This window comes from Reyranella sp., from assembly GCF_965279465.1.
GTDB lineage: Bacteria > Pseudomonadota > Alphaproteobacteria > Reyranellales > Reyranellaceae > Reyranella.
Map to the genome: position 1 here is coordinate 4774989 of NZ_OZ257242.1, position 20767 is coordinate 4795755.

Annotated in this window: 20 protein-coding genes; 10 read left to right on the forward strand and 10 right to left on the reverse strand. The window is 67.2% G+C overall.

Annotated features, from left to right (window positions below; all coding sequences use genetic code 11):
* Nucleotides 1–20: 20 nt before the first annotated feature.
* The 3 genes from pyrC to ACQY8M_RS23140 all read right to left on the reverse strand — a co-directional run bounded on the left by pyrC (nucleotide 21) and on the right by ACQY8M_RS23140 (nucleotide 3793).
* Nucleotides 21–1370 (reverse strand): dihydroorotase, encoded by a 1350-nt coding sequence (gene pyrC, locus ACQY8M_RS23130; protein ID WP_428660272.1) that lies wholly within the window; start codon nucleotides 1368–1370, stop codon nucleotides 21–23.
* Between the two features lie 52 nt (nucleotides 1371–1422).
* Entirely contained in the window at nucleotides 1423–2388 is a 966-nt protein-coding gene (locus ACQY8M_RS23135) for an aspartate carbamoyltransferase catalytic subunit (RefSeq protein WP_428660275.1), read from the reverse strand.
* Nucleotides 2389–2587: 199 nt separating this feature from the next.
* Complete coding sequence (locus ACQY8M_RS23140; RefSeq protein WP_428660277.1) at nucleotides 2588–3793, reverse strand: citrate/2-methylcitrate synthase; 1206 nt, start codon at nucleotides 3791–3793, stop codon at nucleotides 2588–2590.
* Nucleotides 3794–3876: 83 nt separating this feature from the next.
* Between ACQY8M_RS23140 and ACQY8M_RS23145 the strand changes: the two genes are divergently transcribed.
* The gene (locus ACQY8M_RS23145) at nucleotides 3877–4962 is read left to right on the forward strand and encodes a citrate synthase/methylcitrate synthase (RefSeq protein WP_428660280.1); all 1086 of its coding nucleotides are present in this window, start codon (nucleotides 3877–3879) and stop codon (nucleotides 4960–4962) included.
* On the opposite strand, the gene ACQY8M_RS23150 is transcribed toward ACQY8M_RS23145, so the two are convergent.
* Genes ACQY8M_RS23150 through ACQY8M_RS23170 form a run of 5 tightly spaced genes read right to left on the reverse strand, consistent with a single transcriptional unit; the run spans nucleotide 4938 to nucleotide 8138 of the window.
* A complete protein-coding gene (locus tag ACQY8M_RS23150) occupies nucleotides 4938–5486 on the reverse strand; it encodes a hypothetical protein (protein WP_428660282.1) in 549 nt (182 codons plus the stop codon). The genes ACQY8M_RS23145 and ACQY8M_RS23150 overlap by 25 nt on opposite strands.
* A gap of 17 nt (nucleotides 5487–5503) precedes the next feature.
* Nucleotides 5504–6061 carry a YceI family protein gene (locus ACQY8M_RS23155; RefSeq protein ID WP_428660285.1) on the reverse strand — a complete coding sequence of 186 codons (558 nt, stop codon included), beginning with the start codon at nucleotides 6059–6061 and terminating at the stop codon, nucleotides 5504–5506.
* 2 nt (nucleotides 6062–6063) lie between these two features.
* The gene (locus tag ACQY8M_RS23160) at nucleotides 6064–6612 is read right to left on the reverse strand and encodes a cytochrome b (RefSeq protein ID WP_428660288.1); all 549 of its coding nucleotides are present in this window, start codon (nucleotides 6610–6612) and stop codon (nucleotides 6064–6066) included.
* Nucleotides 6599–7219, reverse strand: coding sequence for a YceI family protein (locus tag ACQY8M_RS23165; RefSeq protein ID WP_428660291.1), 621 nt, complete (start codon nucleotides 7217–7219; stop codon nucleotides 6599–6601). The genes ACQY8M_RS23160 and ACQY8M_RS23165 overlap by 14 nt, the downstream gene beginning before the upstream one ends.
* A 34-nt stretch (nucleotides 7220–7253) precedes the next feature.
* The gene (locus ACQY8M_RS23170) at nucleotides 7254–8138 is read right to left on the reverse strand and encodes a phytanoyl-CoA dioxygenase family protein (protein ID WP_428660293.1); all 885 of its coding nucleotides are present in this window, start codon (nucleotides 8136–8138) and stop codon (nucleotides 7254–7256) included.
* Nucleotides 8139–8182: 44 nt separating this feature from the next.
* On the opposite strand from ACQY8M_RS23170, the gene ACQY8M_RS23175 reads away from it, so the two are divergent.
* The 4 genes from ACQY8M_RS23175 to ACQY8M_RS23190 all read left to right on the forward strand — a co-directional run bounded on the left by ACQY8M_RS23175 (nucleotide 8183) and on the right by ACQY8M_RS23190 (nucleotide 11173).
* On the forward strand, nucleotides 8183–8782 hold the full coding sequence (locus ACQY8M_RS23175) for a TIGR02466 family protein (protein WP_428660296.1): 600 nt from the start codon (nucleotides 8183–8185) through the stop codon (nucleotides 8780–8782).
* 2 nt (nucleotides 8783–8784) lie between these two features.
* Complete coding sequence (locus ACQY8M_RS23180; RefSeq protein WP_428660299.1) at nucleotides 8785–9606, forward strand: amidohydrolase family protein; 822 nt, start codon at nucleotides 8785–8787, stop codon at nucleotides 9604–9606.
* Nucleotides 9603–10004 (forward strand): FixH family protein, encoded by a 402-nt coding sequence (locus ACQY8M_RS23185; RefSeq protein WP_428660301.1) that lies wholly within the window; start codon nucleotides 9603–9605, stop codon nucleotides 10002–10004. Before ACQY8M_RS23180 ends, ACQY8M_RS23185 begins: the two co-directional genes overlap by 4 nt.
* Nucleotides 10005–10090: 86 nt before the next feature.
* Complete coding sequence (locus tag ACQY8M_RS23190; RefSeq protein WP_428660303.1) at nucleotides 10091–11173, forward strand: cytochrome-c peroxidase; 1083 nt, start codon at nucleotides 10091–10093, stop codon at nucleotides 11171–11173.
* Between the two features lie 110 nt (nucleotides 11174–11283).
* Here ACQY8M_RS23190 and ruvX read toward each other — a convergent pair whose 3' ends face one another.
* Entirely contained in the window at nucleotides 11284–11760 is a 477-nt protein-coding gene (ruvX, locus tag ACQY8M_RS23195; RefSeq protein ID WP_428660306.1) for a Holliday junction resolvase RuvX, read from the reverse strand.
* 48 nt (nucleotides 11761–11808) lie between these two features.
* Here ruvX and ACQY8M_RS23200 point away from each other — a divergent pair, with 48 nt between their 5' ends.
* The 5 genes from ACQY8M_RS23200 (at nucleotide 11809) to ACQY8M_RS23220 (ending at nucleotide 19572) form a co-directional block, all read left to right on the forward strand.
* Complete coding sequence (locus tag ACQY8M_RS23200) at nucleotides 11809–14325, forward strand: cation:proton antiporter (RefSeq protein ID WP_428660309.1); 2517 nt, start codon at nucleotides 11809–11811, stop codon at nucleotides 14323–14325.
* An 11-nt stretch (nucleotides 14326–14336) separates the two neighbouring features.
* The gene (locus ACQY8M_RS23205; RefSeq protein WP_428660311.1) at nucleotides 14337–15653 is read left to right on the forward strand and encodes an LLM class flavin-dependent oxidoreductase; all 1317 of its coding nucleotides are present in this window, start codon (nucleotides 14337–14339) and stop codon (nucleotides 15651–15653) included.
* Between the two features lie 1038 nt (nucleotides 15654–16691).
* Nucleotides 16692–17009 (forward strand): Asp-tRNA(Asn)/Glu-tRNA(Gln) amidotransferase subunit GatC, encoded by a 318-nt coding sequence (gene gatC / locus ACQY8M_RS23210; RefSeq protein WP_428660313.1) that lies wholly within the window; start codon nucleotides 16692–16694, stop codon nucleotides 17007–17009.
* 3 nt (nucleotides 17010–17012) lie between these two features.
* The gene (gene gatA / locus ACQY8M_RS23215; RefSeq protein WP_428660316.1) at nucleotides 17013–18485 is read left to right on the forward strand and encodes an Asp-tRNA(Asn)/Glu-tRNA(Gln) amidotransferase subunit GatA; all 1473 of its coding nucleotides are present in this window, start codon (nucleotides 17013–17015) and stop codon (nucleotides 18483–18485) included.
* Nucleotides 18486–18579: 94 nt separating this feature from the next.
* Nucleotides 18580–19572 (forward strand): Bug family tripartite tricarboxylate transporter substrate binding protein, encoded by a 993-nt coding sequence (locus tag ACQY8M_RS23220; protein WP_428660318.1) that lies wholly within the window; start codon nucleotides 18580–18582, stop codon nucleotides 19570–19572.
* 128 nt (nucleotides 19573–19700) lie between these two features.
* Here ACQY8M_RS23220 and ACQY8M_RS23225 read toward each other — a convergent pair whose 3' ends face one another.
* On the reverse strand, nucleotides 19701–20672 hold the full coding sequence (locus ACQY8M_RS23225) for a ferritin-like domain-containing protein (protein WP_428660321.1): 972 nt from the start codon (nucleotides 20670–20672) through the stop codon (nucleotides 19701–19703).
* Nucleotides 20673–20767 lie beyond the last annotated feature (95 nt).

A 20767-nucleotide genomic window follows, 5' to 3' on the forward strand; every position in this document is an offset into this window, starting at 1 on the left:
ATGACCGTCGGCGATGACCTTCAGGCGGCGGCCGCGGCCGGGGCGAAATCGTCGTGACGGTAGATCGTGCGGCCTCCGACGATGGTCGCCATGACCTGGCCCTGCACGGGCCGCTCGTCGAACGGCGAGTTCTTGGTCTTGCTCCAGAAGTCGGGCCGGTCGATCCGCCAGGCATAGTCGGCATCGAACAGCACGAGATCGGCCGGCGCGCCCTTGGCGAGCTTGCCGCCGGGCAGGTTGAACAGGCGGGCCGGTGCGCTCGACAGGCGCTGGAAGAGCTGCGGCAGGGTGAGGTGCCCGTTGTGCACCAGCTCGAGCGACACCGGCAGCAAGGTTTCCAGCCCGATGCCGCCCGGCTCGGCCTGGGCGAAGGGCACGCGCTTGCTGTCCTGGTCCTGCGGCCGGTGGTCGGACACGATCGCGTCGATCACGCCGGTCCTGAGGCCTTCGACGATCGCCGCGCGATCGGCCTCGGCGCGCAGCGGCGGCACCAGCTTGCCGAAGGTGCGGTAGTCGCCGACCGCGAGATCGTTCAGCGCGAAGTAGGGCGGGGCAGTGTCGCAGCTGATCCTGAGGCCGCGCGCCTTGGCGGCGGCGATCACCTTGACCGATTCGCCGGTCGAGATCTTCGACAGATGCAGGCGGCCGCCGGTCATCTCGACCAGGCGGATATCGCGCTCGACCATCATCACCTCGGCGAGCGGCGGATTGCCGGCGAGACCGAGCCGCGTCGCCATGATGCCGCTGGTCATGTGTCCGCCCGACAGCGTCGGCTCTTGCGGCAGATGGACAATCAGCGCGTCGAAGCCCTTGGCATAGTAGAGCGCGCGGCGCATCACCTGGGCATTGCCGACGGCGTGATCGGCATCGGTGAAGGCGACGGCGCCGGCCTCGGCCATCAGGCCGATCTCCGCCAGCTCCCTGCCTTCGAGACCGACGGTCAGCGCGCCGTAGGCGTACATGTTGGCGAGCTTGATCTGGCGGGCGCGGCGGGCCACGAACTCGATCAGCGAGGCGTCGTCGAACGGCGGCTCGTTGTCGGGCAGCAGCACCATCGAGGTGATGCCGCCGACCGAGGCGGCGATGCCGGCGCTCTCCAGCGTCTCCTTGTGCTCCTCGCCCGGTTCGCCGGTATGAACACGGGCATCGACCAGTCCCGGCGCGAGATAGAGGCCGCGGCAGTCGACCGATGCGATCCCGTAGGGCGCGCCCGAGGCAAAGAGGTTGGGCCCGAAATCGGCGATCTTGCCGTCGCTGATCAGAATGGCGCCGGTGTATTCGGCGTCCCCGGTGGGATCGACGATGCGCGCGTTGATATAGGCGGTGGAGCCGGCGTGCGGCGCGACACCGCGCAGGATGTTGCCGCTCATGGCCGAACTCTTCCGCTGGGGGTGCGCCCCCAGCAACGCATTCCCAGGACCCTCATGCCGCCGCTCCCATGGCGTTGCGGAGGCCGCCGATCAGCGCCTCGAGGCAGGCCATGCGGACGGCGACGCCCATCTCGACCTGCTCGTGGATGACGCTGCGGTCGAGGTCGTCGGCCACTTCGGAGTCGATCTCGACGCCGCGGTTCATCGGGCCTGGATGCATGATCAGCGCGTCGGGCTTGGCGAATTTCAGCTTCTCGTGGTCGAGGCCGAAGAAACGGAAATATTCGCTGATCGACGGCACGAACGAGCCCTGCATGCGCTCGGTCTGCAGCCGCAGCATCATGACGATGTCGACGTCCTTCAGGCCGGAGCGCATGTTGTAATGGACCTCGACGCCCATCTTGTCGACGTCGGTCGGCATCAGGGTCGGCGGCCCGACCACGCGCACCCGGGCACCCATGATCTGCAACAGATGGATGTTCGAGCGCGCGACCCGCGAATGCATGATGTCCCCGCAGATCGCGACCAGCAGCCCTTCGAGGCTGCCTCGTCGTCGTCGGATCGTCAGCGCATCGAGCAGCGCCTGGGTCGGATGCTCGTGCTGGCCGTCGCCGGCGTTGATGACGGTGCAGTTGACCTTCTGCGACAGGAGATTGACCGCGCCCGACTCGCTGTGCCGCACGACTATTGCGTCGGGCCGCATGGCATTGAGGGTCATGGCCGTGTCGAGGAGCGTCTCGCCCTTGCGGACGGACGAGGTGGCGACGTCCATGTTGATGACGTCGGCGCCCAGCCGCTTGGCCGCGACCTCGAAGGAGGTGCGGGTGCGGGTGGAGTTCTCGAAGAACAGATTGATCACGGTGCGGCCCGACAGCAGGTCGCGCCGCTTGTCGATCGAGCGGTTCTGATCGATGTAATTCTCCGAAAGGTCCAGCAGGCCCGAAATCGTTTCAGGCGACAGACCTTCGATGCCGAGCAGATGGGGCAACCTCGGCACGCCCGCGCGTTTCTTTGTCACTAAAAGCCGACGTTAAGCACGCACGTGCCGTAGCCGCAAGGCGGCGTCGAGGTGGATAACCGAAGTGCCACACAATGTCCGGCTGACTGCTGGGAGCGCGGCTCTCCAGAGCCGCTCATGGAGTGCGGCAAAGTGAAGAAAAAGCGGCTCTGGAGAGCCGCGCTCCCAGCAAGGTGACCAGAGCTGGCACGAGTCCGCCTCAGACGGCAGGCCGAGGACCGGTGTAGCGGGCCCGGGGTCGGATGAGGCCGCTATGGGCGGATTGCTCGAGAGCGTGGGCGATCCAGCCAACGGTGCGGCCGAGCAGGAACATCGCCAGAGCCGAATCGCGGGGCAGGCCGAGTATCCGCTCGATCGTCACCGTGGCGAAATCAACATTGGGTCGGCGGTCGAACACGCGCTCGCCCGCCCGGGCGATCTCCTCTGCGAAGGCAAGCTGCGGGGCGTCAGGCACGATCTCGTGCAACATCGAGAACAGCGTCGCGGCGCGAATGTCGCCGTCGGGATAGAGGGCATGGCCGAAGCCCGGCAGGTCGAGGCCGTCCTTCAGCCGCTTGGCCAGCGCGCCATCAAGGTCGGCGGCTTCCTGGAGCTCGTCGAACAAGGTGGAGACCCTGCGCGTGAGTCCGCCGTGGCGCGGGCCGTTGATGGCGGCGAGGCCGGCGATCGTCGAGCCGTGCAGGTTGGCGCCGGTCGAGGCGACGACCCTCGCGGCGAAGGCCGAGGCATTGAACTCGTGGTCGGCCGACAGGACGAGCGCGGCGCGGATCAGTGGCGCACGCTCGGCGGGGACATGCCATGCGGTGGCGAGCTGCTCATGCACGGGCAGGGGAGAGACAGGTTCGCCCGTCACCGCGGCGGTCAGCAGGCGCAGGATGCGCACGCCCGTCTCGATCATCGCATTGCGATCCTCGACCCAGCTCGGATGGTCCCAGCGCGCCGCGGCCGGCAGCAGCAGGAGGCACCGGTCGACCGGCGCCAGTGTCGCCGCGGCGAGCCACGCCTGGCGCAGCGCGGTCGACATCGACGGCAGGTTCTTCGGATCGAACGGCCGCTCGTCGCATTGCCAGAGGAGTTGTGCGACCCGCTCGAGCGGCGATCCCTGGGCGAGCTGGGCGGCGTCCCAGCCGCGGTAATAGAGCCGTCCGTTCTCGATCAGCGTCAGCGACGATTCCAGCACCGGCGTGCCGAAATCGAGCGCGTTGGCGGCGATCGACTCGGCCTTGCGGCCGACATCGCGCCGGCGCTTCAGCCGCGCCACATCGTCGGCGCTATAGCGCTTTTCGCGCTGACCGGTCGCGCCTTCGGAGCGCAGCAGTCCGCGGCTCACATAGGCATACAGGGTCGACGACGACACGCCCAACCGGCGCGACGCTTCGGCGGAACTCAACCATTCGCGGCTCATCTCTTATTATTGATGAATTCAATCAATATTGACAATACATATGTGTGCGCTGATTTTCCCCGCGAACGCACAAGGGGATTTCGATGCTGCAGACACGGGTGGATAGCGGGCTCGACGGCGTGATCGTCGCCGACACGGTCATGAGCGAGGTCGATGGCGAGGAGGGGCGGCTGGTCGTCCGCGGCCACTCCATCGAGGATCTCGTCGGGGTGACTGGCTTCGAGGGCGTCGCGGCCCTGCTGTGGGAAGGCTATGGCGAGGGTGGCGGCAACGAGGCCGCCGCGCGCGACGGGATGGCCGCGGCTCGCGTGCGCGCCTTCGCGCTGGTGCCGAAGCTGCTGATCGCCGCGGAAGGCCTGACCCCGGTCGAGGGGTTGAGGGTCGGGCTGGGCATGCTGCCGGACTCCGATCCGGTGCCGCATCACTACCTCGTCTGCGGTGCGCTGCCTGTCTTCCTGGCCGCACTTCTCAACGCCCGGAAGGGCCTGTCGGCGATCGCGCCCGATCCGTCGCTGACCACAGCACAGGACCTGCTGCGCATGATCCGCGGCCAGCGCGCCGGGGAAGTGTTCGAGAAGGGCCTCGACACCTATCTCGCCACCGTCGCCGACCACGGCTTCAATGCCTCGACCTTCACCGCACGCGTGGTCGCCTCGACGCATGCCGGTCTGATCTCGGCGGTGCTCGCCGGGCTGTGCGCCTTGAAAGGACCGCTGCATGGCGGCGCACCGGGGCCGGTGCTGGACATGCTGGACGAGATCGGCGAGGCCTCGCGCGCCGAAGCCTGGTTCGACGATGCTTTCGCGAAGAATACGACGCTGATGGGTTTCGGGCACCGCATCTACAAGGTGCGCGATCCGCGCGCCGACGTGCTGAAGGCAGCTGTGGCCAGGCTGCCGGAAACGGCGGGGCGGCTATCCTATGCGTCGGAGGTCGAGCAGGGTGCGATCGCGGCGCTGCGAAGGCACAAGCCCGGCCGCCGGCTCGACACCAATGTCGAGTATTACACCGCGCTGCTGCTCGAGGCGCTGGAGATCCCGCGCGAGGCCTTCACCGCGCTGTTCGCCGTCGGCCGGGTGGCGGGCTGGTGCGCTCATGTCTTCGAGCAGGAAAGGGGCGGCCGCATCATCCGGCCGCAGTCCAACTACGTCGGCGCACGTCCTTCGTAGGGCGCAAGCCTGATCGCCGACCCGCGCCAGGTCCGGGCGCGGGTCCCGTTGGCGTCGAACACCCAGACGATCAGGTCGGCGCCGGCCGGCGTGAAGCGTACGTTGACATGGCGGCGCCAGAAGCTGCCGTCGGCGAAGGCGAACAGCGCTTCGGTGCCAAGCGATTCGGGCTGCAATGTCAACGTCGCCACCCTCGGCTCGGGCCGCGCCTTGGCTGAGACGAGCTTGGCCACGCCGGCCATCGTCGGGCCGAAGCGCAGCGTCTCGCCGTCGAACGCCGTCTGCATCGGGCCGCCGTCGATGCGCAGCCACACCGTCACGCCGCCATCCTCGGCGCGGAGGGCGAAATAGACGGCGAAGGGCGTGAGATCGTCCCCATCGGTCCGGGGCAAGGGGGGCGGCGGATAGATGTCCTCGAGCGGGATCGAGCGATGGAAGCGCACCGCGCCAGCATAGCTGCCGAGCCATTCCGGCCACAGGCCGGATTGCCCGCGCGCCGATGCGGAGAAGGGTATCGCAGCCACCAGGAGGCTGCGCCGCCTCATGGTCGCGACGCCGTTACCGTGATGTCGATCGCGACCTCGTTGGCGACATAGCCCGTTGCCGCCCATTCGTTACGGCCGACACCGTAGTCGAGCCGCTTGATGCCGAGGTTGCCGCGAGCGCTCGCCTGGCCGTTCTCGATGCGCAGCGTGAAGGGCAGGGTGACCTCGCGCGTCACGTCGCGGATGGTGAGCTTGCCGCGCGCCTGGTAGCTGTCGCCGCTGCCGCGCGTCACCGATTCGCTGCTGAAGCGCGCTTCGGGCGAGCGGGCGACATCGAGGAAGTCCTTGCCGAGCAGCATGTCGTCGACGTCGCGCGCGCCGGTGGTCGTGCTCCGCATATCCATGCGGATATCGATACGGGCCGCGGCGAGGTTCTCCGGATCGAGCACGATGGTGCCCGTCCAGGAGCCGATCCGCCCCGCGATGAGCTTGCCGATCTGCTCGGCGCCGAAGGCGATGCGGCTCTTCGCCGGATCGATCGTCCACGGATCGTTCGGTCCGGCGAGAGCCGGCGGGCTGAGGGCGAGTGCGGCGGCCAGCAGCAGCGCGCGCATGGCTACCTCGTGAAGGGCGACATGCGGCGGAAGATTCCGTCACGCCGGAAAAGATCGTGATGCACGACCGCCGCCACGTGCAGGACAAGCACGGCGACCAGCGTCCAGGCCAACCAGTGGTGCACCGTTCGCAGCATGTCGAAGGTAAGCGAGTCGCGTGGCACGAGGTCGGGGAGCGGCAGAACGCCGAACCACACGACGCTGACGCCGCCGGCCGAGCTCATCAGCCAGCCGCTGACCGGCATGGCGAGCAACAGGACCAGCAGCGCGCCGTGCCCCCAGGGCGCGAGCCTGCGCTCCCACGCCGTCACCGTTGCGGGAAGCGGCGGCGGCGGGCTCCTGGTGCGCCACAGCAGGCGCAGCACGGTGAGCACGAGGACCGTGAGGCCGATCCATTTGTGCCAGGCATAGACGTAGAGCTTGGTCAGGCTGATCGGCAGGCCGACCATCCACAGGCCGACGCCGAGCATGCCGAGCACGAGAAGCGCCGTCAGCCAGTGCAGCAGCTTCGCGACCGCCGTGTACCCGCCCTGGCCGTCAGCGCCACGCATCGGTTCGGATCGAGAAGTCGACCGTATCGCCCACCATATCGACGTACTTCACCATGCCGAATTCGGAGCGCTTGAGCTTGCCCGCCGCCTTGAAGCGGGCGTACACCGCGCCGGCCGGTGCATCGGGCTTGCGCTCGGTTACCGAGACATCGAGGGCCATTGGCCGCGTGATGCCGCGCAAGGTGACCTCCCCGTCGACCTTGTAGGCGCTCTCGCTGAGGCGCCCGATGCGCTTCGAGGCGTAGGTCATCTCGGGAAATTTGGCGACGTCGAAGAAATCGACGTCCTTCAGCATGGCCGTCTGCTGGGCGTCGAGCACATCGATGCTGGCCGTGTTGACCTTGACCATGACGCTGCTGCGTGTCTCGTCGGCATCATCGACCTGCAACATGCCCTGCCACTGTTTGAACGAGCCGGTGGTGCGGAAGAGGCTGGAATTGCCGATCGCGAAGTCGATGGTGCCGCGCCCGGCGCCGATCCTGAGCGACTCGGCGGCACGGGCGCCCTTGCCGGGCAGGAGGCAGACGGCGGCGGCGCCCAGCAGGAAGAAGCGCCGGCTCGCCACGGATGAAACCGGGCTTTTCGTGGTCTTCCGGACCGCGAGCACTTGTTTCCCGTTAATGGCTCGCTCCCATGAAAGGCTACCCGACACGCGCGTCCTCGAATGTGTCGAAGAATCGCCGCGCCGTGCCGCGCTGGTTCTCGTAGATCGACCCCTGATGGTCGGCCGGTGGAAGCGGCAGACGCACCGGCGCCGGACAGATGCGCGGCTCGATCGTCGGTTCGCCCACGACCATGCGGCTGTTGAAGTCGTCGAAGTCCCCGACGCCAAGCAGCGGGAAGGCGTCGGCGGCGGTGTATTCGTGCAGCAGCAGGCGGCGCTGGCGGTTGGAGCGGTTGAGCGCCGAGCCATGCACGAGGCGCGCGTGATGGATGGTCATCGAGCCCGCCGGCCCCATCAGCGGCACCGCCTTCGAGAAATCGAGGTCGCAGGCGGCCGGATCCATCGCGCCGCAGAAGCGGCCGTCGGCGTGATGATCCCAGGTCGGGCCGTGATGCGTGCCGGGCAGCACCATCAGCGGGCCGTTGTCCATGTCGCAATCGTCGAGATAGATGCCGGTCGCCAGCACGTCGTCGTTGGTATGCGGATAGAAGGCCCAGTCCTGGTGCCATTCGACCGGCGAGCCGTAGCCTGCCGACTTCATGTTGAGCTTGCCGCCGTAAAGGCGGATCGACGGCCCGAGAAGCTGCTGCAGGATCGTCACGATCTTCGGCTCGCGCACGAGCGCCTGGAAGAAGGCATAGCGCTTGAAGATCACGGGCTTCAGGCGGCGCACCCTGGGCAGGGTGGCGCTGTGGCTGGGCTCGAGGTCGTAGAGCGCGTCGTTGGCCGTGACGCCGCGAGCCTCGGACACGATGCGGTCGGTCAGCGCGCGCAATTCGGCGAGCTGTTCGCCCTCTATGAGGCGCGGGATGACCAGATAGCCGTCGCGCCGATAATTTTCGATCTGCCGGTCGGTGAGCATGTGAAATCATAGCACAAAGCGAGGGCTTCGCCGATAATCACGCCATGGCGATCAGGGCCTTGTTTCCGACACGGATTTACCACGCCCCGCTCACCAGGGCGGGCAGCACGCGCTTCGACCGTACGTTGCTTGACGAATGCGAGGCGCTGGCGGCCTCTGACGCGGCCGGTGCCAAATGGTCGGACAGGCACTATCTCGGCGGTTACACTTCCTACGGCTCGCTCGACCGGCTGCATCTCGTCTCGTCGGTCTTCGCGGGGTTGGCGCGTCGTCTCGACCGTCACGTGAAGACTTTCTCTCGTTCGCTGGAGTACGACCTGCGCGGCCGGACACTGGCGATCACCGACTGCTGGTTGAACGTCATGCCGGCGGGCGTGGTGCACTCCTTGCATCTGCATCCGACGTCCTTCATCAGTGGCACCTATTATGTGCAGGTGCCCAGGGGAGCCGGTGCGTTGAAGTTCGAGGATCCCCGACTCTCACGGATGATGGCCGCACCGCCGCGCAACGCCTTCGTCAGCGTGCCGGCCCGGGCGGGCGACGTGATCCTGTTCGAAAGCTGGCTACGGCACGAGGTGCCGCCGGCGCGCTATGCCGGCGAGCGCATCTCGATCAGCTTCAACTACGCCTGGAGCCGGAAATGAAGATGAGACCCCTGTTGGTCGCCCTGCTGCCCACTCTGCTGTTCGGGCCGGCCGCGGCACGCGCCGACCAGGAGATGCCGATCTTCGACGCCCATCTCCACTACAGCCACGACGCCTGGGAGGTCGTGCCGCCGCAAGGCTTCATCGACATCCTGCGCAAGGCCAACATCCGCCGCGCGATGGTGTCGAGCTCCAACAACGACGGCACCCGGATGCTGCAGGAGCTGGCGCCGGGCGTCATCGTTCCCGAGCTCCGGCCCTATCGCTCGCGTGGCGAGCTCGCCACCTGGGCGCGCGATCCGACGGTCATCCCGTTCGTCGAGGAGCTGCTGTCGAAGCGCAAGTACGTGGCGATCGGCGAGTTCCATATCTACGGCGCCGACGCCGACCTGCCCAACATGCGACGCATCGTCGAGCTCGCGAAGCAGCACGGGCTGTTCCTGCATTCGCACTCGGATTCGGCGGCGGTCGACCGCCACTTCCAGCAGGACCCGAACGCCCGCGTGCTGTGGGCGCATTCCGGCTTCGAGCGGCCGGAGAGCGTGCGCGCAATGCTGCGCAAGTATGCCACGCTGTGGTGCGATCTCGCGTTTCTGACTGCGCATGCCTCGAATGGCAAGGTGACGCCGGGCTGGCGCGAGGCCTTCCTCGAGTTCCCCGACCGCTTCCTGGTCGGAACCGATTCCTTCACACCCGAGCGGCTGCATTACATCGCCGAGCATGCGCGTTGGTCGCGCCAGTGGCTGTCGGATCTGCCGCGCGATGTCGCCGAGAAGATCGGCTTCAGGAACGGCGAACGGCTGTTCGGCGGACCGCCGCAATGAGGTCATGGCTGACGCTGCTCTCCGTCCTCGTCTCGACGCCGGCCTGGGCCGATTGCCCGCTCGATCTCGGGCACGGCACCGGCATCGTGGTCTATTCCGACCTCTACATGCTCGCCTTGCGGCCCGATCCGTTGCGGATCGAGGTCGGCCAACCGTTTGCGCTGCTCATGAATGTCTGCACCAAGGGGGGCGAGCCGGCCGAGCTGGTGCTCGTCGATGCGACCATGCCGGAGCACAGGCACGGCATGAACTATGCGCCGACGGTGAAGGACAACGGCGAGGGCCGCTATCGGGTGGAGGGCCTGCTGTTCCACATGCCGGGCAACTGGGAAGTCGCTTTCGATGTACGCGCCGGCGGCGAGGTCCAGCGCCTGACGCACGACTTCATCCTGAAGTGAGACGGCTGGCGCTGCTTGCCTTGTCGGTGGCCGTGGCCGGTGGCTTGGCGCACGCCGAAACCATGCTCGAGTGGAGACCGGAGGAGGTGAGGGCCGTCGCCACGCACGGCCCGTGGCCGCCCGCGCCGGTGCGCGATCCCAGCAATCGTGTTTCCGGCAATCCGGCCGCCATCACGCTCGGGCGGTACCTGTTCGAGGAGCCGCGGCTGTCGTCGAGCCGGCAGATGGCCTGCGGCGATTGCCATCAGGCCGGCCGCGACTGGCGCGACGGGCGGGCGCGTGGCTTCGGCATGGTCGAGCTCGACCGCCGTACGCCCAGTCTCTGGAATGTCGGCTACCAGCACTGGTTCGGCTGGGACGGCGCGGCCGACTCGCTGTGGATGCAGAGCCTGCGGCCGCTGCTCGATGCCCGGGAGATGGCGAGCAGCGCGCCCGCAATCGCGAAGTTGCTGCGCGAGGACAAGGGGCTGGCGTGCGGATACGAACGCGCTTTCGGCGAACCGCCCGGCGCGGACGACGAGAGGCTGCTCGTCGACGGCGCGAAAGCGCTCGCGGCGTTCCAGCAGACGCTGGTGACACCGCGCACGCCGTTCGACGACTTCCGCGACGCGCTGGTCGCGGGCGACCGGGCTGCCGCGCAACGCTACCCGGCAGCGGCGCAGCGTGGGCTCAAGCTCTTCCTCGGGCGTGGCAATTGCGCGACCTGCCATTTCGGGCCGCTCTTCACCAACGGCGAGTTCGGCGACACCGGCATCCCGTTCTTCATGCGGCCCGGGGAGGTCGACAGCGGTCGCCACGGCGGTATCGCGCGCCTCCAGGACAGCCCGTTCAACCGGCTCGGCCGCCACAGCGACGACGTTTCAGGCGTCACAGGCGTCCGCACGCGCCACGTCGAGGCCCAGCACCGCAATTTCGGTGAGTTCCGGGTGCCCAGCCTGCGCCAGGTCGGCCGCACCGGCCCCTACATGCACGACGGCAGCCTTGCCACGCTCGAAGACGTGGTGAACCACTACTCGACCGTCAGTCCCGACCGCTTGCACAGCGACGGCGTGCCGCTGGTCCGTCCGCTCGGCCTCACCGCGGGGGAGAGTGCCGACCTCGTGGCCTTCCTGCGCACGCTCGATGCCGAAACGCCGAAGCTGCCGCCTCCGCCGCCGCTCTGCCCTTGAGTACGCTCATGCTCTTTGCTGGGAGCGCGGCTCTCCAGAGCCGCTCATGGGATATGGCGAGCCGAAGGAAGAGCGGCTCTGGAGAGCCGCGCTCCCAGCGATGACTCCGTTCAGCGCAAACGGGCGAGGGCGCTTTCCAGGATCCAGGCCGCAGCCGCGGCGTCGATGCGCTCGGCGCGCTTGGCGCGACTCATGTCGTAGTCGTCGATCATGCCGCGGGTGACGGCGGCCGTGCTCATGCGCTCGTCCTGGAACACCACGGGCAACCCGGCGAGCGCCGGTGCGCCGTGGTTGGCGATGTTGGTGACGAACTGACGCACCGACTGGCAGCGCGGGCCCTCGGTGCCGTCCATGTTGAGCGGCAGGCCGACCGCCAGCGCCTTGACCTCGTACTTCTTCGCCAGCTCGGCGAGCGCTGCGAGATCGGCCGCGAGCTTGCTGCGCTTCAACGTCGTGAGCGGGGTGGCGAGGCTGCGCAGCACGTCGGACGTCGCGATGCCGACGGTCTTGCTGCCGACATCGAGCGCCATCAAGCGCCCGTCGCGCACCAGCGCCGCCTTGAGCGTGGGAAAATCGACGATCGCCATTTTGCGGTTATAAGCTGACATACCCGTCAAGCAAGGTAAGTTCACCCGGTGAGCGATATCATCTACGCCCTGCTCGCGATCGCGATGGTGCTGACGATCGTCAGTCTCCTCGTGCCGCTGGCCGAACGCCTGCGCTTGCCGCATACCGTGCTGCTGGCGATCGCCGGAATGGCTTTGGGCTTCATGGGCACCTGGATCGCCTCGAGCGAGCACGCCTTCGGTGTTCTGGGCGATGTCTTCCACGGTCTCACCAGGCTCGAGCGTGGCACCGATGTCTTTCTGCCACTGTTCTTGCCGCCGCTGCTGTTCACTGCCGGCCTGACGATCGACGTGCGCCGCCTGTTCGACGAGATCTTCGCCGTGCTGCTGATGGCGATCGTCGCGGTTCTGGTTTGCATCGCGGGCGTGGCGGGAGCGGTCCATCTGGCGACAGGCATCGACGTGATGGTCTGCCTGCTGCTAGGCGCCATCGTGTCGACCACCGATCCGGCGGCGGTGATCGGCATCTTCCGCGATGTCGGCGCACCCAAGCGCCTGTCGATCCTTGCCGAAGGCGAATCGCTGTTCAACGATGCCGTTGCGATCGCCGCCTTCGGCTTCTGCATCGGATTCCTGGTGCGTCAGGGCAACCCGGACATTGCGCACGCCATCGGCTCCGATCTGGCCAACCCCTTTGTCGACTTCGTTCGCGAGTTCATTGGCGGCATCGTGTTCGGCTTCGCGATGGCCCGCGCGTCGATGGTGATCCTGCCGCGCCTCGGCGATTCGGACGCCGCGATTGCCTCGGTGACGGTCAGTCTCGCCTATGCCTCCTACGTGATAGCCGACCACTATCTTCACATTTCCGGTGTCGTCGCCGTCGTCATGGCGGCGCTCACCGTGGCGGCCTATGGCCCGACCCATCTCCACCCTCGGCGCTGGGCCTCGTTGCGCCAGCTCTGGACGCAGCTCGACTTCTGGAGCAACTGCCTGATCTTCATCTTGGCGTCGATGTTGGCCGCGAGTGTATTGGGGCAGATCACCTGGCTCTACGTCGCGGCGTTGCTGGCGGTGGCGTTCGGCGCCTTCGTGGCCCGCATCCTGGTCGTGTTCGGCATGTTGCCGCTGCTCGAGCTCAGCCGCCTCGTGCAGCCGGTCAGTACCAAGTACAAGGTAATCCTGGTCTGGGGCGGGCTGCGCGGGGCGGTGACGATCGTCCTCGCGATGGTCGCGGCGAGCGATCCCCGGCTGCCGGGCAACGTGCGCGAGTTTGCCGCCGTGCTGGCCACGCTGTTCGTGCTGTTCACCCTGTTCGTGAACGCCACCACGCTCGGCGTGGTCATGCGTGTGCTGGGCCTCAACAAGCTGACACGCCTGGAGCTGGCGCTGCGCGACCGCGTGCTGGCGCTGTCGCGCATCAACGTGGCGCATCAAATGCAGCAGATCATCCGGGAGCACAATGTCCGGGTCGAAGGCATCGACGTCGATCCGATCTCGGCTGGCGATGCCGCGATCGAGGCGCCGCCGCCCGAGCTGGCGCTCGATCTGGACGAGCGCCTGACCGTCGGGCTCGTGACGCTCTGCACCAAGGAGCGCGAGCTCTATCTCGATCAGTTCGAGCAGCAGACCCTGTCGCGCCGCATGGTGGCCCGCCTGATGGCGCGTGCCGGCCGGCTGGTCGACGCGGTGCGCGACCGCGGCGCCGAGGGCTATCAGCAAACGATCCGCGACTTCGCCTTGCCGGACCGCGCCTTCCGGTTCGGGCTCTGGCTGCAGCGCCGGTTCGGCATCGAGCGCGTGCTGACCGAGCGGCTGGCCGACCGCTTCGAGATGCTCATGGTCCAGCTCGATGTATTGCCCCAGCTGGAGGCGTTCAACCGGAATTCGATCGCCGACCTTCTCGGCAGCGATGCCGAGGCGCGGCTGAGCGAGGTGATCCACGACCGCCGCGAGCTGGTCGACCATTCGCTGCATGCGCTTACATTGCAGTATTCCGGCTATGCCGAGGCGATTCGCGACCGCCAGCTCGAGCGCGCCGCGATCCGCTTCGAGGCCGCCGAATATGCCCGTCGGCTGCGCGAATCGATCATCGGCCGCGAGGTCTACGCCGACCTTCGCCAGCAGCTCAACGCGCGCCGTGATGCCATCGCCGACCGGCCGCCGCTCCATCTCGGCCTCGAGCTGGCGGCGATGATCGCGCGCGTGCCGCTGTTCGCCACGCTCGACAGGGAAGCGGTTGCCGAGGTTGCCAACAGGCTGCGGCCGGTGGTGGCCCTGCCGGAGGAGAAGATCATCGCCGCAGGTGGGCCGCCCAATGCCATGTACTTCATCGCCGCCGGCGATGTGACGGTGGTGAGGCAGGGCAGCCGGATCATACTCAAGGAAGGAGATTTCTTCGGCGAGCAGGGGCTGCTGGACAACCGGCCGCGCAATGCCGACGTGATCTCCGACGGCTACTGCCATCTGCTGATGCTCCATCGCCGGGACTTCGACCGGATGCTCGCCAGCCGGCCCGAGGTGCGGACCGAGATCGAGGCGGTCGCCGCGCGCCGGACCGCTCCGATGCCGTCGCCGACGGCCGACTGACAGGCCAAGCCATGCCCCGGAAGATGCATCTCGCGCAGTTCCTCGTTCACGGGCCGACCTATCACAGCCTCGCCATGTGGCGGCACCCGAAGACCGCGGACGCCGGTTACGACTGGAGCCGCCCGGCGCTCTATCAGCACATCGCGCGGGTCTGCGAGCGCGGGATGTTCGACATGGTTTTCTTCGCCGACCTCAACTACATCTCCGACACCTACCGCCACTCGCTCGAGCCCGCGTTGCGCTACGCCGCCCAGGCGCCGGAGCATGACCCGATCCCGCTGCTCTCCTATATGGCGGCGGCGACGAGCCATATCGGCGTGGCCTCGACCTTCTCGGTCAGCCAGCATCATCCGTTCTATGCCGCGCGGCTGTGGGCCACGCTCGACCATCTCACGGAGGGGCGGGCAGGGTGGAACGTGGTGACCTCGATCAATCACAACCAGGACGCCAATTTCGGCGTCGACCGTCCGCCCGCCGACCTGCGCTACGACCGCGCCCACGAGTTCATCGAGGTCTGCCGCAAGCTGTGGTCGAGCTGGGACGAGGACGCCGTGGTGATGGACCGCAGCGGTGCCGTGTTCGCCGATGCGGCCAAGGTCCATCGCATCGAGCATGCGGGGCCGTTCTTCAAGTCGCGCGGACCGCTCAACGTAGTGCGCTCGCCGCAGGACGGGCCCGCGATCCTGCAGGCCGGCACGTCGCCCAAGGGCATCGACTTCGCGGCGAAGTACGCCGACGCGATCTTCGCCATCCAGCCGCGCCCGGAGGACGCCAAACGCTACTTCGACACCATCAAGGGCCGCATGGCCGGGCTCGGCCGCGCGCCGGAGGAGTGCAGGATCCTGTTCGGTGCCCAGCCGGTCATCGGCTCGAGCGAAGCCGAGGCGCGCGAGAAGCAGGACGAGCACAACAGGCTGGTGCCGCTCGAGGGCGGCATGGCGATCCTGTCGGCTCACGCCGACTACGATTTGTCGAAGATCGATCTCGATGCGCCGATGGCCGATCGGACGGAGCCTGAGCTGCAGCGGCTGAAGACCCGCTTCCGCAAGCCGTCGGGCGAATCGATGACACTGCGGGAAGTGGCCCAGCGTCACGGCCAGAGTGTCGGCCTGCCGCAATTCGTCGGCACGCCGACCTCCGTTGCCGATCAGATGGAGGCCTTCCTGCACATCGCCGGCGGCGACGGCTTCATGCTGTCGCCGATCTACTGTCCCGGTGCGATCGAGGAGTTCGTCGACCTCGTCGTGCCCGAACTCCAGCGCCGCGGCCTGATGCGCACGGCGTACAAGGGCCGCACCCTGCGCGACCTGCTACGGCAGGACACATGATGCCGCTCCGCGAATCCCTGCGCAGCATCCGGCGTGTGGCATGGAGAGACAAAAGCTCTCTGTCCGAAATGGAATAAACCACGACGACGCTCGGTAATCCTGGATCCATTGAGGGTTCCAAAGAATGCTGTGCGACGAGACTTGGCGATATTGGGCTGCATGCCGTGCCGTGCGCGCACTCGGCAATGCCGTCGATCGCAGGGCTGCATGGAAGGCGGTGAGAGAGCTGGAGATGATCGGTTTGCACTCCTCCACTCCTCGCTTGCGCCAGGGGGCGGTGGCGTGCCTGGAGGCAGCCGCACGGGCAAGAAATCCTGCCGTGCGCAAGGTGGCCAACTTGGCACTGCGCAATCTCCGTGTAACGGGCGGTAAGACGCAACGGCAGACCTGAGCGGGGACCTTCCTGGCGGTGGCTCGTCGACGATGCTCGCTCTCGGTGACGTGCGGCGCCGGGGCAGTGCGCTGCGCAATGGTGACAAATAATCAATGACCCGGAAGAACTGGCTCAATCGGACGGCAGGCATGATCCGACACATGCTGTGGGAGAACTGCAATGCCACTGATGGGTTGGGACGCTTTTCGTGAGTGTCACGGCCGCCCGTTTCTGATCGAGACTCAACTTGTTGCGGGAGCACCGGAGGGCTGGCTGGATTCGTTGCCGAACTTCATCAGATCCATGGGGTTGAAAGGCAACTTCTCGCTCTGCCGGGGCAATGCGTGTGTCCGGGCCGCGTTCGAATTGGAGGCGGACGCGAAGCAAGTCGCTCGTGCCCTGGGCGCCAGGAGAGTGGAGACTGGAGACGCGTGGGCTGGCCAATGGAGGCTCGTGCTGGATTGGGCGGAAGCAGAGAGAGTCACGGGGCGCGCCGCGGCCTTCATGCGTTCCCCCGCCCCACAGATGCGACCGAAGCGCCGCCTGTGGCCACGACTTCACCGGCTCGGCTTTGCCCACTGATCTGCGCGGGCCACCGGAGCCGGTTGCCCGTTTGGGATAAACCGGCTACCAACCGCGCGAATCCGCTGTTTTCCGGAGGTGGGATGTCGCTCGACAAGGACACGGTGGCGCGCATTGCGCGGCTCGCCCGTCTGAAGGTGCCTGAGGAGGAGCTCGCGCCGCTGGCCGGCGAGCTGTCGGGGATTCTTGCCTGGATCGAGCAACTGAACGAGGTGGATACCGCCAACGTCGAGCCGCTGGCCAGCGTGTCAGACGTCACCCTGCCGATGCGCGAGGACAAGGTGACCGACGGCGGCATCGCCGAGAAGGTCCTGGCCAACGCGCCGGGCGGCGCCGTCTATATCGACCCGACCGACAGGAATGCCGGCGGCTTCTTCACCGTGCCGAAGGTGGTGGAGTAAGCCATGGCCGCTCTCACCGATCTCACGCTCGCCCAGCTGTCGCTGGCGCTGGCGAAGAAGGACGCCAGCGCCGTCGAGGTCGCCGACGCGCACCTGAAGAAGCTCGACGAGCATCGCGCACTCAATGCCTTCATCACCGAGACGCCGGACAAGGCGCGCGACATGGCGCGAGCCTCTGATGCGCGCCGCGCGAAAGGCGAGGCGGGGCTGCTCGAAGGCGTGCCGCTCGCGATCAAGGACCTGTTCTGCACCGAGGGCGTGCAGACCACCGCTGCGTCGAATATCCTGAAGGGCTTCGTGCCCCAGTATGAGAGCACGGTGACGACGAACCTGTGGAAGGCGGGCGCGGTGATGGTCGGCAAGACCAACCTCGACGAGTTCGCCATGGGCTCGTCGAACATGACCAGCCACTTCGGCGGCGTCGAGAATCCCTGGAAGCGCCACGGCGACAACCGCAAGCTGGTGCCGGGCGGCTCGTCCGGCGGCTCGGCGGCTGCGGTCGCGGCCTTCATGGTGCCGGGCAGCACCGGGACCGACACCGGCGGATCGATCCGCCAGCCCGCCGCGTTCTGCGGCATCGTCGGGCTGAAGCCGACCTACGGCCGCTGCTCGCGCTGGGGCGTGGTGGCCTTTGCCAGCTCGCTCGACCAGCCCGGGCCGTTCGCGCGCACCGTCGAGGATTCGGCAATCCTGCTGCAGGCGATGTCCGGCCACGATCCGAAGGACTCGACCTCGGCGCCGCTGCCCGTGCCGGATTTCGCCGCCGCGGCGCGCAATCCCGACATCAAGGGGCTGCGGGTCGGCATTCCCAAGGAGTATCGCGTCGACGGCACCTCGCCCGAGATCGTGGCGCTGTGGGAGCAGGGCATCGAGATGCTGAAAGCCGCGGGCGCCACCACGGTCGAGGTTTCGCTGCCGCACACAAAGTACGCGCTGCCGGCCTATTACATCGTGGCGCCGGCCGAGTGCTCGTCGAACCTCGCGCGCTACGACGGCGTGCGCTACGGGCTGCGCGTGCCGGGCAAGGATCTGACCGAGATGTACGAGAACACGCGCGCCGCGGGCTTCGGCAAGGAAGTGCGCCGCCGTGTGATGATCGGCACCTACGTGCTGTCGGCCGGCTACTACGATGCCTACTACAAGAAGGCGCAGCAGATCCGCGCGCTGATCGCCCGCGACTTCAAGCAGGCGTTCGAAAAGTGCGATGTGCTGCTGACCCCGACCGCGCCAACGGCGGCGTTCGCCGCCGGCGAGAAGATGGACGATCCGGTGACCATGTATCTCAACGACATGTTCACCATTCCCGCCTCGATGGCGGGCCTGCCCGGCATCTCCGTGCCGGCCGGCCTCGACAAGGACGGCCTGCCGCTCGGCCTGCAGCTGATCGGCCGCGCCTTCGACGAGGAGACGATGCTGAAGGCGGCGGCGGCGCTCGAGAAGGCCGCGGCTTTCGCCCAACGCCCTCTGGGTTACTAGCCCCGGCGTTCTTCACGAAACGGTCATCCCGCGCCCGTACGACTCGGACGGCCGTGCTTCGGCATGCCGGGGTCGCACCCACGGAGATGACATCATGGCAGTCGTTCGCGCCTTCTCTCGCCGCACTCTCGTGGTTGCGGCCGCCGCCCTGTCGACAGTCGGCGGCACCTCAGCCCAGGCCCAAGCCCAATCGTGGCCCACCAGGACGATCCAGCTGATCGTGCCTTTCCCGCCAGGGGGTGGTTCCGACACCTTCGCCCGGCCGTTCGCTGCCAAGCTTGCGACGCAGCTTGGCCAACAGGTCGTGATCGACAATCGGGCGGGCGCTGCCGGCACGATCGGCGCCGCCATGGTCGCCCGGGCGGCGCCGGACGGTTACACGCTGTTGTTCGGGGCCGTCCATCATACGGTCGCGGCGAACGTCTACAGGGCGTTGCCCTACGATATCGAGCGCGACCTGATGCCGATCACCGGCATCGCCTACGTCCCGGACGTGCTGGTGATGAGCCCCAGCCTCCCGGTGGCGGACCTTCGCGCTTTCATCGCCTACTGCCGGGCAAATCCCGACAAGGTGAACTATGGGTCGTCGGGCATCGGCACGTCCCGCCATCTGGCCGGCGAGATATTCAATGCCATGACCGGTGCCGCGATGGTTCATGTTCCCTACAAGGGATCGGGTCCGGCCAATGCCGCACTGATGGCAGGTGAGATCAGCGTCATCTTCGAGGGCCTTGGCAGCGCTGCGCCCTATCTGCAGAGCGGCAGGTTCCGTCCGCTCGCTCTGGCCGCCGCCAGACGCTCGCCGACCTTCCCCGACATCCCGACTATGGCCGAAGCCGGCTTGCCGGACTTCGAGTCGCTCTCCTGGTACGGGCTATGGGCACCAGCCGGCACGCCGCGCGAGATCGTTGGACGCATCCAGGCCGAGGTGGCCCGCGTCTTCGAAGCGCCGGAAATGAAGGAAGCCTGGTTACGTCAGGGCGCTGAAACGGGCGGCGAGAGCAGCGGGCAATTCGCTCGCTATGTCCATGACGAAGTCGTCAAGTGGGGCAAGGTCGTGCGCGCCAACAACATCGTCCTGGACTAAGGGCCTGGAACGCAAACGGGACGATGTTCCTCGAACAGGCGGCATCGTGAACTGCAGCGACGATTTCGTTGCAGGCCCCAAGGCTTCTCGAGGACGGACCGGAGCGACTCGCTCGCGCCGCGAACCGCTCAGGCCGCGAGCTTGAGCCCGAACGATTGCAGGCTCGGCGCGATGCGGTCGGTGATCAGGCCGACCTTGCGCAGGTTGCGGACCAGACCGTCGTGCAGGTCGCGGCGGAAGTACTTGCGGAAGGCGGTCTCGTCGCCGCCCGCGGCGCGCTCGCGGCGGAACTGCTTCAGCTCGTCGAGCTCGGCCTTGCTCATGCCGATCTCCTGGTAGACGGCGAGCGGGAAGGTGCCGGCCAGCGTGCGGCTGAGCGCCCAGACGGCGAAGTCCTCCATCTCGCGGTGCTCGGCCTCGGTCGCCTGCGCGACCATCGCCGGCAGCGACAGCATGGCGAAGCCCATGTGGCGTGCCTCGTCCTGCAGGATGCGCCGGCAGACCTCGCGCAGCACCGCGTCCTTGGAGGATTCCGCCAGCATGCGGAAGAGCGACACGGCGAAGGTCTCGGCGACGAGTTGCAGGCCGATCGTCTTGAGGTACCAGGACGAGGTGCCGAGCAGCGTGTCGAAGATCTCCTTCACGTTGCCGCCGAGCGGATAGGTCTCGCCGTCGAGCCGGAGGTCGAGATAGCGCTGCAGCACCTCGTTGTGGCGTGCCTCGTCGGCGACCTGCGTTGACTGGAAGAGCTTGGCGTCCTGGCCCTCGACGCAGTTCACCAGCTGGCTGCACAGCAGCATGGCGCCGTGCTCGCCCTGCACCAGGGTCGATAGCCGCCAGCGCGTGACCCTGCGGTTGAGCTCGATCCGGTCGGGCTCGGACATGCCGTCCCAGAAGCGCGTGCCGTGGAGGTCGACCAGATCGTCGGCGATCAGCCCGCCGTCGCCGTCGAGCGGCACGGACCAGGCGATGTCGCGGGCGGCATTCCATTGGTCGATCTTGGCCTGCTCGTAGAGCCGCCGCAGGTCAGGCTGCTCGCTGCCGTAGTCATGGCGGAAGTGGGCGGTGTTACGCGTCTCGACTCGGTGTCCGTTGATCACAACGTTCCTCCCTGTCGTATTTGAACAAATGTTAGGCAAGGAAACCGCGCGCTTCAAGGCCGGTCGACAACGTAATATGGGCGAGAAGCCGGGGG